Annotated in this window: 13 protein-coding genes and 1 pseudogene; 12 read left to right on the top strand and 2 right to left on the bottom strand. The window is 59.9% G+C overall.

Annotated elements, in window-relative coordinates; all coding sequences use genetic code 11:
• Positions 1 to 150 precede the first annotated feature (150 nt).
• Together SB822_RS19165 and SB822_RS19170 are read left to right on the top strand one after the other, a co-directional pair.
• Positions 151 to 1,041 (top strand): hypothetical protein, encoded by an 891-nt coding sequence (locus tag SB822_RS19165; protein WP_410855442.1) that lies wholly within the window; start codon positions 151 to 153, stop codon positions 1,039 to 1,041.
• An 8-nt stretch (positions 1,042 to 1,049) separates the two neighbouring features.
• Positions 1,050 to 1,439, top strand: a complete 390-nt coding sequence (locus SB822_RS19170) for a hypothetical protein (protein ID WP_410855421.1) — start codon at positions 1,050 to 1,052, stop codon at positions 1,437 to 1,439.
• Between the two features lie 148 nt (positions 1,440 to 1,587).
• Here SB822_RS19170 and SB822_RS19175 read toward each other — a convergent pair.
• Positions 1,588 to 2,398: pseudogene (locus SB822_RS19175) on the bottom strand (IS5 family transposase).
• A 93-nt stretch (positions 2,399 to 2,491) separates the two neighbouring features.
• Here SB822_RS19175 and SB822_RS19180 point away from each other — a divergent pair.
• Positions 2,492 to 2,743, top strand: a complete 252-nt coding sequence (locus SB822_RS19180; RefSeq protein WP_410855422.1) for a hypothetical protein — start codon at positions 2,492 to 2,494, stop codon at positions 2,741 to 2,743.
• Positions 2,740 to 2,970, top strand: coding sequence for a hypothetical protein (locus SB822_RS19185; protein ID WP_410855423.1), 231 nt, complete (start codon positions 2,740 to 2,742; stop codon positions 2,968 to 2,970). The genes SB822_RS19180 and SB822_RS19185 overlap by 4 nt, the downstream gene beginning before the upstream one ends.
• Before the next feature lie 221 nt (positions 2,971 to 3,191).
• Here the strand turns inward: SB822_RS19185 and SB822_RS19190 are convergent, their stop codons facing one another.
• Positions 3,192 to 4,979, bottom strand: coding sequence for a hypothetical protein (locus SB822_RS19190; protein WP_410855424.1), 1,788 nt, complete (start codon positions 4,977 to 4,979; stop codon positions 3,192 to 3,194).
• Between the two features lie 130 nt (positions 4,980 to 5,109).
• Here SB822_RS19190 and SB822_RS19195 point away from each other — a divergent pair, with 130 nt between their 5' ends.
• The 8 genes from SB822_RS19195 to tssH all read left to right on the top strand — a co-directional run bounded on the left by SB822_RS19195 (position 5,110) and on the right by tssH (position 15,464).
• Entirely contained in the window at positions 5,110 to 5,568 is a 459-nt protein-coding gene (locus SB822_RS19195) for a hypothetical protein (RefSeq protein ID WP_410855425.1), read from the top strand.
• A 1,065-nt stretch (positions 5,569 to 6,633) separates the two neighbouring features.
• Positions 6,634 to 7,215, top strand: a complete 582-nt coding sequence (gene tssB, locus SB822_RS19200) for a type VI secretion system contractile sheath small subunit (protein ID WP_410855443.1) — start codon at positions 6,634 to 6,636, stop codon at positions 7,213 to 7,215.
• 66 nt (positions 7,216 to 7,281) lie between these two features.
• Positions 7,282 to 8,790, top strand: a complete 1,509-nt coding sequence (gene tssC / locus SB822_RS19205) for a type VI secretion system contractile sheath large subunit (RefSeq protein WP_007738566.1) — start codon at positions 7,282 to 7,284, stop codon at positions 8,788 to 8,790.
• Positions 8,791 to 8,858: 68 nt separating this feature from the next.
• Positions 8,859 to 9,347 (top strand): Hcp family type VI secretion system effector, encoded by a 489-nt coding sequence (locus SB822_RS19210; protein WP_007584394.1) that lies wholly within the window; start codon positions 8,859 to 8,861, stop codon positions 9,345 to 9,347.
• 67 nt (positions 9,348 to 9,414) lie between these two features.
• Positions 9,415 to 9,870: a type VI secretion system baseplate subunit TssE gene (tssE, locus tag SB822_RS19215; protein WP_007584396.1), complete on the top strand. Its 456-nt coding sequence runs from the start codon at positions 9,415 to 9,417 to the stop codon at positions 9,868 to 9,870.
• 1 nt (position 9,871) lies between these two features.
• On the top strand, positions 9,872 to 11,629 hold the full coding sequence (gene tssF, locus SB822_RS19220) for a type VI secretion system baseplate subunit TssF (protein ID WP_410855426.1): 1,758 nt from the start codon (positions 9,872 to 9,874) through the stop codon (positions 11,627 to 11,629).
• Positions 11,584 to 12,726 carry a type VI secretion system baseplate subunit TssG gene (tssG, locus tag SB822_RS19225; protein ID WP_114223949.1) on the top strand — a complete coding sequence of 381 codons (1,143 nt, stop codon included), beginning with the start codon at positions 11,584 to 11,586 and terminating at the stop codon, positions 12,724 to 12,726. The genes tssF and tssG overlap by 46 nt, the downstream gene beginning before the upstream one ends.
• Positions 12,727 to 12,737: 11 nt before the next feature.
• Positions 12,738 to 15,464, top strand: coding sequence for a type VI secretion system ATPase TssH (gene tssH, locus SB822_RS19230; protein WP_410855427.1), 2,727 nt, complete (start codon positions 12,738 to 12,740; stop codon positions 15,462 to 15,464).
• The last annotated feature ends 4 nt before the right edge of the window (positions 15,465 to 15,468 follow it).

Here is a 15,468-nt window from a genome sequence, read left to right on the forward strand (position 1 = left end):
GCGTCGGCGGCCGACGGAACCGGATGTGCCAGCGGTGCTATCGGCGCCGCAACCAGCGCAGCCATCTCACCCCTTGCTATTCTTGCGCTGGATCCAACTGGGTCATCTTTAGATACTGCACAGCAGGCGGCGGTCACCGCTCTGGCTGTAATGACGGGAGGAATCGCAGCGGGACTGGCGGGCGCAGACGCTCAGGCAGGTGCTACATGGGCTCAAAACGAAGCAACTAATAACTCTGAGCTCCATACCGCAGAGATTGTCGCGTCGTGCTTGCAGAACTCCTTCTGTAGCGCAATGCTGCCGTTGCCGATTAAAGCCGCGGCGATTGGATACGTCGCCTCAGCGAGCACGAGCTCGAGCTCGGACGGATCCAGAGACAACTCGCCTCAGTTGCCGGACGCGCCAAATAAAGATGACGACGATTTGACGGGCGGCTCACAAGGACAAAAGTCTGGCGGCTTTGTGTTGACGGGCGCCACACCCGTATCAACGTGCATACCCGTTGTACCAGCCGGTTGCGTACCTATCGCCATACCGGTGCCGACTGCTTTCACGTTGCCGAATCCGACCGCGATATTGTCTTCCGGAGGTGGAGACGGTGGATCGACTGGTCAAAGCACGAATCAGACTAGTTCGAACGACGGCGGGTCAACCAGTGCTTCTAACCTCGGAAGTAACGTTAAACTATATCCGGATGGTAGTCTCAGAACACCAGACGGTAAGTTCGCGAGTGCAGCCGGAAGTCCGCCCCCTGGGACGGCAAGTGCCTCTCAGTTTGCAAGTTATTTATCCAACAACGGGATCAATGTCGTCGGTCAAGAAGTTGTTGTAAATGGGCCACTCGGGACCCGGCGTTACGATATTGTTACGCAGGACGCAAACGGAGTTCTTCATGGAATTGAAGTAAAGAGCGGAAGCGCCACACCTGATTCGTATCAACAATTTACAGACATGTTTGTTAACCGGTTTGGCGCGCAAGCTACTGGGCGCTTTGCTGGGAAAACCATTAGCAGCGCAACCACGGTATATCTTCCGTATTAGAGGACGTTATGAGGTTGGAGATTGAAGGTAAGGCTGCGGTCGACAACCCGCGTGAATCACAACTGGCAAAGGCGATCAATGCACTCAGAAGCTATGGTCCGTCATCGTACGCATCGTTGACCGACGACGACGGGAATTATGTGCAGATTGCCGGAGGCGGTGTTTCTTGCATGATCGAGCGATACGATGCATCGACTCAGCGGCGGTATCGTGCTTTTCACGATAAGCCAAGTCCTGTTCGTCCTGACGGCACCATACTTTCCTTTCGCGCGGGAGATATTGCAATGCGATCCGATGAATGGTTTATGGCGAAACAAGTTTTGGAGGTTTTCCGTGCCTTCCTTATTGGCGAAAGCTATCCGGATTACGTTGGCTGGAGAGATGCGCCGGGGTTTTAGCGTCCCTGTCTCCGCGGTTTTTGGACAGCGCCCGTTGTCAATCGAACTAAACATGGAACCCCTTGACGCCCCGGACCCCCCCCACCAGTCAAGGAACGACGGGTATTGGGGTTTCATGTTTGTGTCACTTCAGATTGACTTACAGGCCTTAACAAAATGACGTTTTCAGTCGTCTCCAGCAGATGATGCAGCATGCGATTTTCATTAAGGCTTCGTGGATGAATGCAAGACGTTCGAAGCGGATGCGCAGCCGTCGGAAGTTGTGAAGCCAGGAGATGGTGCGCTCGACGACCCAGCGGGTTTTGCCCAGTCCGCTGCCGTGAGGTTCGCCTCGTCGGGCGATTTCAGTGTCGATGCCGGCAGCGTGTAGTGGACGGCGGTATTTGTCGTGATCGTAACCTCGGTCGCCTTGAACGATCCGGGGTTTCGAAAGCGGGCGGCCAGGTTTGCCGGCGATGCGCGGGATGGCGTCAACCAGCGCGTGAAGCTGGGTGACATCGTGGCGGTTGGCGCCAGTGAGGATTACCGCGAGCGGGATGCCTTGCGCTTCTGTGATGAGGTGGTGCTTTGAACCTGGTCGCGCACGGTCGGTGGGATTGGGTCCCGTTTTTGACCCGCACCAACCGCGCGGATCGATGAGGAGTCGACGACCACGCGCGACCAGTCTATGCGGTCCGCTTCGCGTAGCTTTGCAAGAAGCAGTTCGTGCAGTCGGTCCCAGACGCCGGCGGCCTGCCAGTCGCGCAGACGGCGCCAGCAGCTCATGCCGCTGCCGCAACCCATCTCGCGCGGCAGCAGGTCCCAGCGCAGGCCAGTCTGCAGGATGAACAGGATGCCGGTGAGCACTGCCCGGTCATCGAGTGGTTTGCGTCCGGGGTAGCGTGAACGGCGTGGTTTGGGTGGGGGCGCAGGGGTTCAATGAGTGCCCACAGCTCATCATCGAGTATCGGCTTGGCCATGTCCTTTCCGTTACCGAAACAATGATGAAGTTAACATCAATCGCTGCGGGTTAACAGCCCCTGCATCATTTTGTTAAAGGTTCTTAGTAACATGTGGAATCTGATCTGGCGACGGCACAGCTGTGCTATCTCTGGGGTCGCGAAGCATTTGCGGGAGAGGACGTCGTTCTGGTGATGGCTGCGCGGCAGAGCGAACCGCTCGAACAGGTCGTGGCGGACAGTACGGCATGCTACGGCACACGTACGGTAATCGTCTTTGACGAGCGTGAAGAGAATGCACGCGCCTGGTTTTCGGGCAAGATGATAGATGGTCGTTTCCGCATGACGCGTTGGCGTCGCTGTTGACCGAGTTCGAGAAGCTCGAGGAAGTGGTGCGGGCACAGGAGGAGGACAGAAATCAGGGCGCATGGCGCTTCGTGCGCGAGGCACTCGAACAGGCGCTGCCGCCGCGCCGCCGGTTGCGCGATGTATGCCGGACCTCGACCGCATCGGGTGCGCACGCGTCGATTGGGGCGCATCGAAAAGAACAATGCTACCTGGTGGCTTCGGCGTTGTTACGCAAATCGCGCTGAAAGCAGTCTGCAGGGCTGTGATGTGATGGACGACTCTCGCTAAACGGCGAGAGATTCATGTCAAAGTAGGCAGGTCGTGATGCCCACGGCAAAGGAGCGTTCATCACATCAGAACCCAAATGCGCACCATTTGGCACGCGATAGTTGAAAAGCACACATCTTCCAGCGCGACGAGTTAACCCTTCGGCGCCGCGCGAGCGGCTGTTTGAACAGCGGATGGTTTAATTCGCGGCGAGAAAAGCGACGGCTTTATCAGTCATCGTGTCCTGCCCGTGATGGTGCACGGCGTGATCGAGCAACCCTTGTATACCGCCGCGCGTCTGCGTTGGGCTCGCGCGAAATTTGAAGCCGGAACTCTGCAAGTACTGCGCGCCAAAGGCCTTGAGTCTGGAAAAATAGGCTACCCCGCTGTTATATGTCGCCCGGTCGACGACCTCTCTGCCGTCTTCGTTTTCGTCTCTGAACAGGTTGACCATCGTCATCAGGCTGCCACAAATGCCGGTATTGAGGGTGAGCATGGGAATGAGCGGGCTGGCGTCGCAGCCTTCCTGGAAGAAGGCCGAGAATCTGTCCACGTCATGAATGATGCCGCCTTTATCTGGATCCATGTTCGGCTGAAACTCCAGGCCGCGAGGGCCAGGGTCACGTGTGGCCAGTTCCCGTTCCTCCAGATACAACTCGCGAGCCTTGACGAGAAACGCGTGAATTTTGCTTTGCTCCCACAGCCGGAAGGCGAACTTCACCAGCCACTCGACGCCCGTGACGATGGCCGATACGAGGCTGCCCGCGCCCGGCAGGAAGGAACTGAGCGCCATCGAAACCGCACCTTTCAGCGTAGTCCACAGGCCCTGGAACATCCCTTTTTGCATCTCGCCTTCGAGCGCTGCCGCGATCAGCTCTGGGTGCCCCGCGTTCAGCTGGATGCGTCGCCGCTCGAGCCAGGCGCCCACTTTTTCCGCTGCCGCTCGCAAAGTCTTGACGATACCCGCACCGAGATCCATGGCAGCCCCCACGAACGGGGCTGCGCTAGCGAGGCATTGAGTCACGACGATCTTGATCAGCGAACGCACGATGCCACCGGACAGCGTGAACGTGGAAGCCGACGCGCCAAGCAATGCGTTCTTGATTTTCTCGAACGCCCAGGTGACAGCGCTCTCAATCTCGCGGCGAAGGTTGTTGAGCGTCTCAGTAATCGTGACGATGGCCGCACCCGCCACGGTGGTGGGCAGCATCCAGGGGTTGAGGAACAGCGCTGGGTCGTCCTTGACCATTTCGAAGCCGGCTTTGGTCACCGGATAGGTCCAGGTCACCTTGGACTTGACCGGGCCGCTACTTGCGTCATCCATAACCGGTCTGACAGTGCCTGTCGGCGACCATCGCCGCTCTCTGCCGAGCGGCTGACTGATGCCGAACGTCTCGTCGACTTTTTTGCTTATCTTCGGTACCGTTTTTGCAACCGTCGAGGAGGCACTGACAATTGCCTGTGCAGAGACCTGGTGTCCTCCTGCATTCACATGCTTGCTGGCCTGACTGACGCTGTTCAGATGGTCAACGTTCGCAGCGAAGCCGGATCCAACTGCGCCGCCAACGGCGGCCACGCCTTCCATGGCGATGTTGAAGCAGTTCATGTCGATGTCGATATTGCCCAACAGGTAAAGCACGCCGTAGCGCGAGTGTGGGATATCGAACGACCGGATTCTGTTGCGTGCTGCAGCGGCTGATGCACGGGCGGGGGAAACGGCTTTTGCCTCTTCGTAGATGTATTGCATCAGTCCACCGCTTTCGGTGTTGCGCGAAACCTTGGACCAATCGCCGCCTTTCTCTGCCAGATAATCGTCGAGTGCATCGCGCAGGGTAGCGGCCTTGAGCGGATCGAAGCGGGCTGTGCACCAGGCGGCGTACGCAGCATCGACGCGGCTCGTGCTCGCGCTACGTGAACTGAACGTCAGCGCTGTGCGACGGATCCACTCGCTCGCATTGACGACAATTAACGGCCCTTTTGCGCCCATATCCAGCTCCCCGTATCGCGATTGTTGATCTATTGATCTATCCAGCTCGTGGGCAGCAGTATAGCCGTTACATCGCTCCAAAAAATCATCGGACGCTTCGAGCGGATTTTTTCAACGAGCTTTCTTTGCATTGCTGATCAACGATCTCCGCATAAGAGCGAGTGCCGAACACCCGATGCTAGCCGTCGAGCGAAGTCCGCTGCTCAATTTCCTGAAGTTCATGCATGAGATCTTGCACCCAGTGACGCTGATAGTCGTTGAGATGTCGCGATTCGCAGAGGACATCGAGCCTGTTTTGCCAATAGCCCGTTATGGCGCCGCCGCGGCGAAAAACGAACGCTCTCATCACTCGACTGAGATGCGCGATGTCTTGTTCAACGAGCGTGTTCGCTTGCACCTCTTGACCGTCCTCGCGGCGACACCTGCGGTTGTAAAGCGTTGGCGCCGCGAACAATACATGGGTCGCAAAGCAACATCAACCGCTTGCCCATTGTCGTTTTCCCTGGACGAACGATCGACATCACGACTTGCGGGACTCTCGTGTTGGGAAACCATCCATGTAAAGTCTGATGCGCGACTATTAATGTAGAGCGCGCGATTTATTGATATCGGGCCTGTTGTCTTTTCCCGTCGCCTCAATGGCGACGGCAGCCGCCCGATCAGTTGAATGACGAGATCGCAAGAGTTCTATTTCTGAAAAGACGTTCTTGTGGCGGCTAGCGTCATTTGGTCAAACGGCTCAGGCGCTGCCGCACACACATCTCTCGTTCCCTCGCCAGACATGGCTGAGCCGTGCGCGCCTGAACATATGAATCTCAAAAAACAGTCTTCTTTTTGTGCTTGTAAAGCGCACTAAATAGTCAATAATAAGTCGGGCAATCGAATGTATTTAGTAATAGAAACCTACCGACAACTTTATATGGAAGCGTACATTATCTGGTCAATCTGGATGTAAATTGACCGGAAAAACGGCATGACGTCTACCTGTTTCCGTTGACGGTTTCCAAAGTGCTAACCAGTACGGTGCAAAGTTTGTCTTACCAAATGTCTCAAGCGCAGGCGGTTCTGTCTTGGTTAGCGAATACCAACCATTCACCGTACGTTCGTCCTTTTTCCTGTGGGTGAAGTGGCAAGGAAATCTGGTACGACGGTGACGCAGTCGCCATTAATACAACGTCAAAAAATCTCTCTCATGCCCGCGAAAACTTGTCTTGTAGCTGAAAAAAAGCTGTGGTTTAATCCTGCCTGATTAAAAAGACCGGTGAACGAGTACCGATCGTGCTTTAGTTCAATACGGCCTTAAAAGAAGTTCCGGTTTCTTTCAGTATGGCCAACTACTCCTGACCAAGGTAGTGCTTCTGGCCCGTAAGAAATCGCGGGGGCGAGCGCCATTAATACTGCTACCGGCGCTCGATACGGCAGCCTTCCATCCAAGTAAGGCGCGCCTGGCCCGTCGTAGTGGGTAGCCTGATTCAAAGAATTATTAAAGAAGGGCGCCCAGGTTGACGACATCCTGTCAGCGGGGGCCGCGCGCACGTATGCCGCGACTGCGATCCCGCGCTCTTCGAATCCAAATTTGCAAGGTGCCCATCGCTCGCGGGCTATGCGGGCGAGTTGTTTTCCTAAACACACTCGTGCTTTTCCGGAGAGGTTCATGTCGAATAGTTTGCAGAAGTGGGTGGGACGCAATCGTCCGCCGCGGGTTCAGATCACCTACGACGTAGAAGTCGGCGACGCGGTTGAGAAGCGCGAGCTTCCTCTCGTGGTCGGTTTGCTCGCGGATCTCTCGGGGCAGCCTGCAACGCCGCTTCCCAAGCTCAAAGAGCGCCGCCTGGTCGATATCGATCGCGATAACTTCGATGAGATCATGGGCAAGATCGTTCCGCGCCTCGATCTCTCCGTGGCCGACACGCTAAAGGGCGAAGGCAACATCAAGGTCGAGTTGAAGTTCGAGAAGTTCGAGGATTTCCATCCGGAAAGCATCGTCAAGCAGGTGCCGCGCCTCGCGAAGCTGCTTGAAGCACGTCAACAACTGCGCGATCTGCTCGCCAAGCTCGACGGCAACGACGAACTTGATTCGATGCTTGAGCGCATTGTGCAGAACAGTGAGGAACTGAAGAAAGTTCAAAGTCAGGCACATGCCAGTGATACCCCCGCAGCTGCTTCGGCAGCACCCGCGGCGAGCGATGCAGCTGCCGAACCGGCCGCTCCCGCCGAGGACGCACCTACGGCCTAAAGGTATCGGACGAGAGCCTGATTTGCCCTTACTTGTGGGCGCAACGAACTTTCAAAGGTGATTCAGATGGCAAGCAACACTGCGGCCGGCGCGGCCGCGCGCGAAACACAGACGCTCGAAGCTTCCGCGGGTGCGGAACTGAGCCTGCTCGAGCGCATCGTTCATGAAGGCAACATGGCCGTCGAGCCGTCGCAAAGCAGCTACGCCAAAAAGCTGATCGGCCAGCTCGCTTCGCAGATTCTCGACGAAGGCATGCGCACGAGCCCGGACAAGAGCGTCGTCGCGATGATCAACGAACGCGTAGCTGAGATCGACAAGTTGCTGTCGGACCAGCTCAACGCGATCATGCACGAAGAAGCGTTCCAGACGCTCGAAGCGTCGTGGACAGGCCTGCATGACATGGTCTATGGCACGGAAACGGGACCGCAGCTGAAGCTGCGCCTGCTGAACGTGACGAAGAAGGAACTGCTCAAAGACCTGGAAACGGCTGTCGACCACGACATGAGCACGCTCTTCAAGAAGGTTTATGAAGAGGAATACGGCACGTTCGGCGGTGCGCCGTACTCGCTGCTGATCGGCGACTACTCGTTTGGCCGCCATCCGCAGGACATCGCGCTGCTTGAGCGCATTTCGAAGGTGGCAGCCGCCGCGCATGCGCCGTTTATCGCGTCCGCGTCGCCCAGCCTGTTCGATCTGAAATCGTTTACGGACCTTGGTGTCACGCGCGATCTGTCGAAGACCTTCGAGAGCGCCGAACTCGCCGCATGGCGCAGCTTCCGCGACTCGGAAGATTCGCGTTACGTGTCGCTCGTGCTGCCTTCGTACGCTGCGCGTCTGCCGTATGGCGCGAAGACGAAGCCCGTCGAGAACTTCAACTTCGAAGAAGATGTCGACGGCACCGATCACAGCAAGTACCTGTGGGCGAACTCGGCCTACCAGCTTGGTCTGCGTATCACCGACGCGTTTGCCAAGTACAGCTGGTCGACGGCGATCCGCGGTGTGGAAGGCGGCGGCAAGGTCGAAAACATGGTCGCGCATACGTACAAGACGGGCGAAGGTGACGTCGTCCTCAAGTGCCCGACGGAAGTGACGATCACCGATCGTCGCGAGAAGGAACTGAACGACCTCGGCTTCATCGCGCTGGTGAATTCAAAGGGCTCGAACTTTGCGACCTTCTTCGGTGGTCAGACGGCCAACCGTCCGAAGGTGTACAACAAGGATACCGCCAACGCGAACGCGCAGCTGTCGGCGCGTCTGCCGTACGTGCTCGCCGCATCGCGCTTCGCTCACTATATGAAGGTGATCATGCGCGACAAGGTCGGCAGCTTTCAGTCGCGCAGCGATATCGAAGCGTATCTGAACAACTGGATCGCTGATTACGTGCTGATCAATCCGTCGGCTTCGCACGCGCAAAAAGCGCGATTCCCGCTCGGCGAAGGGCGCGTGGACGTCACGGAAGTTCCGGGCAAGCCTGGCGCATATCGCGCAACCTGCTTCCTGAAACCGCATTTCCAGATGGAAGAACTGACCGCGTCGATTCGTCTCGTCGCGGAACTGCCAGCAGCGGCAGCCTGATGTTCTGTCTCGCGCGGCCTCGTGCCGCGCGAAAACCCGAATACGTCACCTATTGATAAGAGCTAGTCATGGATACCGTTCTTCTTAAGATCAAGGACATCAAGGGCAATTCGACGCTTGACGGCGCGACTGACCAGATCGTGCTGTACTCGTATTCGATCGGCGTGCAAATGTCGATGAACCGCGACGTCGGTAATACGGAACGCACGATGGGCCGCCCGAGCTTCCAGGAATTCAGCCTCAGCAAAGCGACCGATCAGGCCACGCCGGCTCTGTATTCCGCTTGCGCTGCCGGCACCAAGCTCGGCGATGCGACGATTTCGATCGGCCGCAACGAGAACGGCAAGTTCATGTCGCTGCTGACGTACACGCTGAGCGACGCGATGATCTCGTCGATCGCGACCAGCGGCGGTGGCGAGTCCGCGGATAGCTTTTCGATCAACTTCTCGAAGATCACGACCGTTTATACGCAGCAGAACGTCGACTCGACCAAGAAGGGCACGGCCTCGTTCGGCTGGGACCTGTCGAAGAACATCTCGGCACCGCCGTCGGCCTGATCGTCGGCCTCACGCTGCAACCGGCCGTCAAAGCTTCACACTCAGTGTTACCTGGAGTACTCGCGCAATGCCGGCAATCGTCAGCGGTTCATCGATGCCACTGTTCGACCGCCTCGCCGCAAGCGGCGAGGCTCAGCTTCCAGGCGCCGATGCGCTGCGGGAGTCGGTTGCGCGCGAGCTCGGCAGATTACTCAACACGCGGTCGCGTTTGACGTTCGAGCAATTCGCAGCATGCGAAGGCACCGTGCTCGACTATGGTGTTCCGGACTTCTCCGAAAGGTCGTTGCATTCCGGTCCGGATCGGGACGCAATTGCCGCGGTTGTCAAGCGCGCGATCACGCTGTTCGAGCCGCGCCTTGCCAACGTTGCCGTGGGCTTTGTGTTTCCATCCGATCACTCGACGTACGCCGTTCTGACCATCGGCGCAGACATGCGCTCCGGTATCAATATCGCGCACGTCGCGTTCGAACTGGCCACTGACGGTCATACCGTAAGCTACGCCCGCAGCTCGGACGAAGGCTGACATGGCGCCCGACGATATCCTTCAATACTACAAGCGCGAACTGTCATACCTGCGTCTGCAAGGTGCTGACTTCGCTCGCCGTTATCCGAAGATCGCATCGCGGCTGGCGCTGCATGGCACGGAATCGCTCGACCCGCACACGGAGCGGCTGATCGAAGCGACAGCGTTTCTTGCCGCGCGGGTACACCGGGATCTCGATCAGGAGTTTCCGCAAGTCGCATCGGCGCTGCTCGACAACGTGTGTCCATCGCTCGTCCAGCCTGTACCGTCGATGACGATCGCGCAATTCGATCTCGACCCGACCCAGGGCAAGGTGACCGCCGGGTTTCTGGTGCCGCGTCACACGGGCCTGCAGGCTCGTACAGAAACGGGCGAGACATGCCGCTTTCGCACGGCGTGGGACACGGTGTTGTGGCCGTTGAAGATCAGTCATGCTGCGTTCGGCGACGACTCGACGCTGCGCCTCACGCTGGAATGCTCGCCGGGCGTGGACTTTTCCGAACTCGAACTGAAGCAGTTGCGCATCCACCTCCACGGCGACTGGATGGTGACGATGCCGCTCTATGAATTGCTGGTGTCGGGCGTCGCGGATGTCTCCGTTCGGCCCGAGGGCCGCGCAGCGGCGACGCTGCTGCCGGCACGCGCGTGGCGCGAAGTGGGCTACGCGGAAACCGATGACGTGTTGCCGCGCCCACCCAACGCGCAGCCGGCTTATTCGCTGATGCAGGAGTACTTCGCCTTTCCGCGCAAGTTTCATTTCTTCGATCTGCATCATCTGGAAGGGCGGCTCGGATCGGGGCGTCGTTGCGAGATCGTGCTTCATCTCGATCGCGCGCCGCGCGGCCTCGGGATGCTGCGGGCCGAACATTTTCAGCTTGGCAGCACACCCATCGTGAATCTGTTTTCGCAGACGAGCGAGCCGATCGTCATCGACCATCGACACTATGAATACAGGCTCGTCGCCGATCAGCGGCGCGAGTCGATGACGGAAGTTCATTCGATCGCGTCCGTCGTCGCGTCGGACCCGTCGACAGATCGCGTTGCAACGGTCCCGTGTTTTGCCGCCATCGACCACGTCGACACGAACGGCACCACCTTTTTCTGGTCGGCACGGCGCGAACACAGCCTGCGCGAAAACGTACTCGGCACGGACATGTTCCTGAGTTTCGTCAATGCCGCCAACACGCAGTCCGATCCAGGTGCGCCCGTGATCTACGCGAACGTGCTGTGCACAAACCGGCGGCTGGCGGAACACGTGCCCGTTGGCGCCCGCATGATGGTCGAGAAGGTGTCGCAGAACACGCGCGTGCGTTGTCTCTATGAGCCGACCGCGCAGCGCAGTCCGTCGCTCGGAAGCGAGACACTGTGGCGGCTGATTTCGCTGCTCACGCTCAACTATCACTCGCTGGTGAGCGGTGCAACGGGGCGGGCGCAATTGCAGGAGATGCTGCGGCTTTTCGCGTCTGATGGCACGCGTGAGCAGGACCAGATTCGCGGTATCCGGAGCGTGGAGGCGCGCAGCGTCACGGCGCACGTCGGCAGTGACGCATGGCGTGGCTACTGCCGCGGCACCGAGGTCACCGTCGAGTTCGATCCCGAGAGCTTCGTCGGCGGCTCGCCCTTGTTGATGGGCGCCGTGCTCGCCCGCTTCTTCGCGATGTACACGTCGGTCAATTCCTTTGTGCGGCTGGTCGTGCGCCGTGGAGACGAGATATGGAAGCAATGGGAGCCGATGACGGGCTGCCAGCAGCTGCTCTGATCGCCCTTCTCAAGGCGAATCCGCAGCGCTTCGATCTGTTCCAGGCGATCAGTCTGCTGGAACGGGCTGCGCCATGGGCGAGGCCGCTTGGACGCGGCAACGGGCATGGCGAGGCCGTGCGTCTTGCCGGCCATGTTTCGCTCGCGTTCGAGCCGAGCGACATCCGCAGCGTGCGCGAACATGTCGGGTCGCAAGACGGCGGCCACGCAGATGCCGCGAACGAAGACGGACACACATCGCGCGAGCGGCACGGAGCGCACGAAATGCACGCCAGCTATACGGTGACGACGCCCGTGCTCACGCTGGCAGGCGCGAACGGTCCGCTGCCGATGGCCTATACGGAGCTGGTGCTGACGCGGCGCGCCCAACGCGACACGGCGACGGCGGACCTGCTCGATATCTTCAACCACCGGTTTCTGTCATTCCTCTACCGCAGCCGCAAGAAGCACGCGCCGGGATTGAACTGGCGCTCGCCGCATGGATCCGCACTCGCGGCGGCGCTCGATGCGCTGAGCAATCTCGGGCTCCGCGCGGGCGTGAATGGCCCGACGCATGGCCCGCACGGCGAACACCTGTGGATGCGGCACGCGGGCCTGCTCGGCGCCGCGCCGCGTTCGATGACGGGCTTGTGCGCCGTGCTCTCCGATCGTCTCGGTCTCAAGGTGCGCGGTGCGCAGTTTGTCGGCGGCTGGCGTGAGATCGATGCCGCCGATTCGCTGCGACTCGCGCGCGCCGGTTCGCGCGCACCGCGTCTGGGCGGCGCGGCGGTACTCGGGCGTCGCACGTGGGACGAAGCGAATGGCATCTGCATCGAGTTTCCCGAACTGACGAAGGCACGCTTCGAAGCGCTGCTGCCCGGTGGCCGTGATCACGCGATGGCGGCCTGGCTGATCCGGTCGTATCTGCAGCAGGACTTCGACGTGCAGTTCGTGCTGCATCTCGCGCCACAACGCGTCGACTGCGCAGCGGGCGGTTTGCGCGCGGGCCGGCTCGGCTGGACCTCCTGGCTGGGCGGCGCGAGCAACGACACCCACACGCCGAAGCCGGTGCGCCTCGCGATGCGCGAAGCCGCCGTGCCCGCGCCGACGAATCTTTGAGAAAAACGCGCATGGACATCGATATCCGTACCCTGTTGAGCCGGCTCAATCCGGAATGCAAGCTTGCGATGGAGCAGGCCGCGCAATTGTGCGTGCGTCAGACGCATTACAACGTCGACGTCGAGCATCTTCTGTTGACGCTGCTCGAATCCGATGCGCCGGATCTGCGCGCGATTCTCGCGCACTTCGGTATCAAGCCTGAAACGCTTACCGCCCAACTTCAGAAAGCCGTCGATCTTTTCAAGCGAGGCAATGGCCGAACGCCTGCGCTGTCGCCGAATTTTTCTCCACTTTTCCAGGAAGCGTGGCTTCTGAGTTCGATGCTGCTCGGCGAACAGCAGATCCGTTCCGGCACGCTTGTGCTGGCGCTGCTTGAGGTAGATAGTCTGCGCGGCATGCTGCTCGAGTCCGCGCCGGCCCTGCTGAATGTACCTCGTGCCAGTTTGCGTGAGCGCCTCAGCGTCGTGCTCGCCGGTTCGGCTGAAGATGCGGGCGCAGCACAGGCACGTGCGTCGACGGCACCGGAAATGGGGCAAGCCAGTGCAGCACCCACTGCCGCGCCGCAAGCTCAAGGGGCAATGCCTTCCATGGCGCAAGGTGGCGGCGCGAGCCAGGGCCGCAAAACTGCGCTCGATCAATACACCGTGGATTTGACGGGCCTTGCACGCGAAGGCAAGATCGACCCTATTCGCGGACGCGACGCCGAGATCCGGCAACTGATCGATGTGCTTCTGCGTCGCCGGCAGAACAACCCGATCCTGACGGGCGAGGCGGGGGTCGGCAAGACGGCTGTCGTCGAAGGCTTCGCGCAGCGCATCGTGCAAGGCGACGTGCCGCCCGCGCTGATCAACGTTTCTGTTCGCTCGCTTGACCTTGCGCTGCTGCAGGCGGGAGCGGGCGTGAAGGGCGAGTTCGAAAACCGGCTCAAGTCGGTGATCGCGGAAGTAAAGGCGTCACCTGTGCCCGTGATCCTTTTCATCGACGAGGCCCATCAGCTGATCGGCGCGGGCGGCAGCGAAGGTCAGGGCGACGCGGCCAACCTGCTCAAGCCAGCGCTTGCACGCGGCGAGCTGCGCACGATTGCCGCCACGACGTGGGCCGAATACAAGAAGTACGTGGAGCGCGATCCGGCGCTGGCGCGACGCTTCCAGGTCGTAAAGGTCGAGGAGCCGAGCGAAGCCGTCGCGATCGAGATGCTGCGCGGCATGGTTCAGAAGCTCGAAGAGCATCATGGCGTCGAGATCCTCGACGAGGCCGTGCGGGATGCCGTAAAGCTCTCACATCGCTACATCTCCGGGCGCCAGTTGCCGGACAAGGCTATCAGCGTGCTCGATACGGCGTGCGCGCGCGTCGCGATCGGCCAGAACGGCTTGCCCGAAGAGATCGAGGCACTCGGTCGCTCGCTCGATACCGCCGAAAACCAGCTTCGTATCGCGCGTCATGAAGCCGCGATGGGCGCTGACCGCGTCGATGCTCTCTCTGCAATCACGAAGCAGCTCGAAGACGAGCGTGCGCAGCACTCGCGTCTCACCGAGAAACTCGCGACCGAAAAGCGCGCAGTGGAAGAGGTGCTAACGTGGCGAAAGAGGATTCGCGGCTATCTGGCGGATCAGAGCGGCGCGGCCGAGCCCGAAGAAGGTGAGTCGCTGACGGCGAATCTGTCGCGACTGGAGAAAGGGCTCGAAGCCGTGCAAAACGACGAGCCGATGGTCCCCGTGTGCGTCGATTCGGAAACGGTCGCGAAGGTGATATCCGGCTGGACGGGTATTCCCGTTGGCCGGATGCTCGCCGATGAATTGCATACGGTGCTCTACCTGCAGGACAAGCTTGCCGAACGCGTGGTAGGCCAGGACGAGGCGCTTGACGCCATCGCGCGCCGTGTGCGCACTTTCCGCGCCGATCTCGACGATCCAGGCAAACCCGTCGGCGTCTTTCTGCTCGTCGGACCGAGTGGCGTCGGCAAGACGGAAACGGCGTTTGCGCTCGCGGACCTGCTGTACGGCGGTGAGCGCAACATGATCACTGTCAATATGTCCGAGTTTCAGGAGGCGCATAGCGTCTCGGGGCTGAAGGGCGCGCCGCCAGGGTATGTCGGCTACGGCCGTGGCGGTGTCCTTACGGAAGCGGTACGACGCCGCCCGTACAGCGTCGTGCTGCTCGACGAAATGGAGAAGGCGCATCCGGATGTGCTGGAACTGTTCTTTCAGGTGTTCGACAAGGGCGTGATGGAGGACGGCGAGGGCGTCCCCATCGACTTCAAGAACACGCTGATCCTGCTCACGTCGAATGCGGCGCAGGACGTGATTACGGAAGCATCCCGCGGCGGCCGTCGCCCGCCGCCCGATGAACTGATCGGGAAGCTGCGCCCGGCGCTGCTGAGGCAATTCAGCCCGGCGTTTCTCGGCCGGCTCGTGCTCGTTCCGTACTACCACCTCGGCGACGCGCAGATCAACGCGATCGTCAATCTGAAGCTCGAACGGCTTGCGCAGCGCTTTACGCGCAACCATCTCGCGCAGCTGACGTGGGACGCGGATCTCGCCACGCTGATTGCACAGCGCTGCAAGGAAGTGGACAGCGGCGCGCGCAACGTCGACCACATTCTCACGCAATCGGTCCTGCCGGAACTGGCGCGCCAGGTGCTCGAGAGAATCTCGATATCGGAGTCGTTTGGCGGCGTGCATCTTGCGCTGGGCGCGACGGGCGACATCGAGTTCCGCTTCCTGCCGAAGGAGGCGTAAGCGC

Origin of the sequence: Paraburkholderia sp. SIMBA_054 (assembly GCF_046534875.1) — a bacterium.
Taxonomy (GTDB): Bacteria; Pseudomonadota; Gammaproteobacteria; order Burkholderiales; family Burkholderiaceae; genus Paraburkholderia; species Paraburkholderia hospita.

Excerpts from the sequence above, each read along its gene's own strand:
- SB822_RS19165 (WP_410855442.1), top strand. The coding sequence starts at position 151 with ATGACGGGAGGAATCGCAGCGGGACTGGCGGGCGCAGACGCTCAGGCA.
- SB822_RS19170 (WP_410855421.1), top strand. The coding sequence starts at position 1,050 with ATGAGGTTGGAGATTGAAGGTAAGGCTGCGGTCGACAACCCGCGTGAA.
- SB822_RS19190 (WP_410855424.1), bottom strand. The coding sequence starts at position 4,979 with ATGGGCGCAAAAGGGCCGTTAATTGTCGTCAATGCGAGCGAGTGGATC.
- tssB (WP_410855443.1), top strand. The coding sequence starts at position 6,634 with ATGTCGAATAGTTTGCAGAAGTGGGTGGGACGCAATCGTCCGCCGCGG.
- tssC (WP_007738566.1), top strand. The coding sequence starts at position 7,282 with ATGGCAAGCAACACTGCGGCCGGCGCGGCCGCGCGCGAAACACAGACG.
- SB822_RS19210 (WP_007584394.1), top strand. The coding sequence starts at position 8,859 with ATGGATACCGTTCTTCTTAAGATCAAGGACATCAAGGGCAATTCGACG.
- tssE (WP_007584396.1), top strand. The coding sequence starts at position 9,415 with ATGCCGGCAATCGTCAGCGGTTCATCGATGCCACTGTTCGACCGCCTC.
- tssF (WP_410855426.1), top strand. The coding sequence starts at position 9,872 with ATGGCGCCCGACGATATCCTTCAATACTACAAGCGCGAACTGTCATAC.
- tssG (WP_114223949.1), top strand. The coding sequence starts at position 11,584 with ATGGAAGCAATGGGAGCCGATGACGGGCTGCCAGCAGCTGCTCTGATC.
- tssH (WP_410855427.1), top strand. The coding sequence starts at position 12,738 with ATGGACATCGATATCCGTACCCTGTTGAGCCGGCTCAATCCGGAATGC.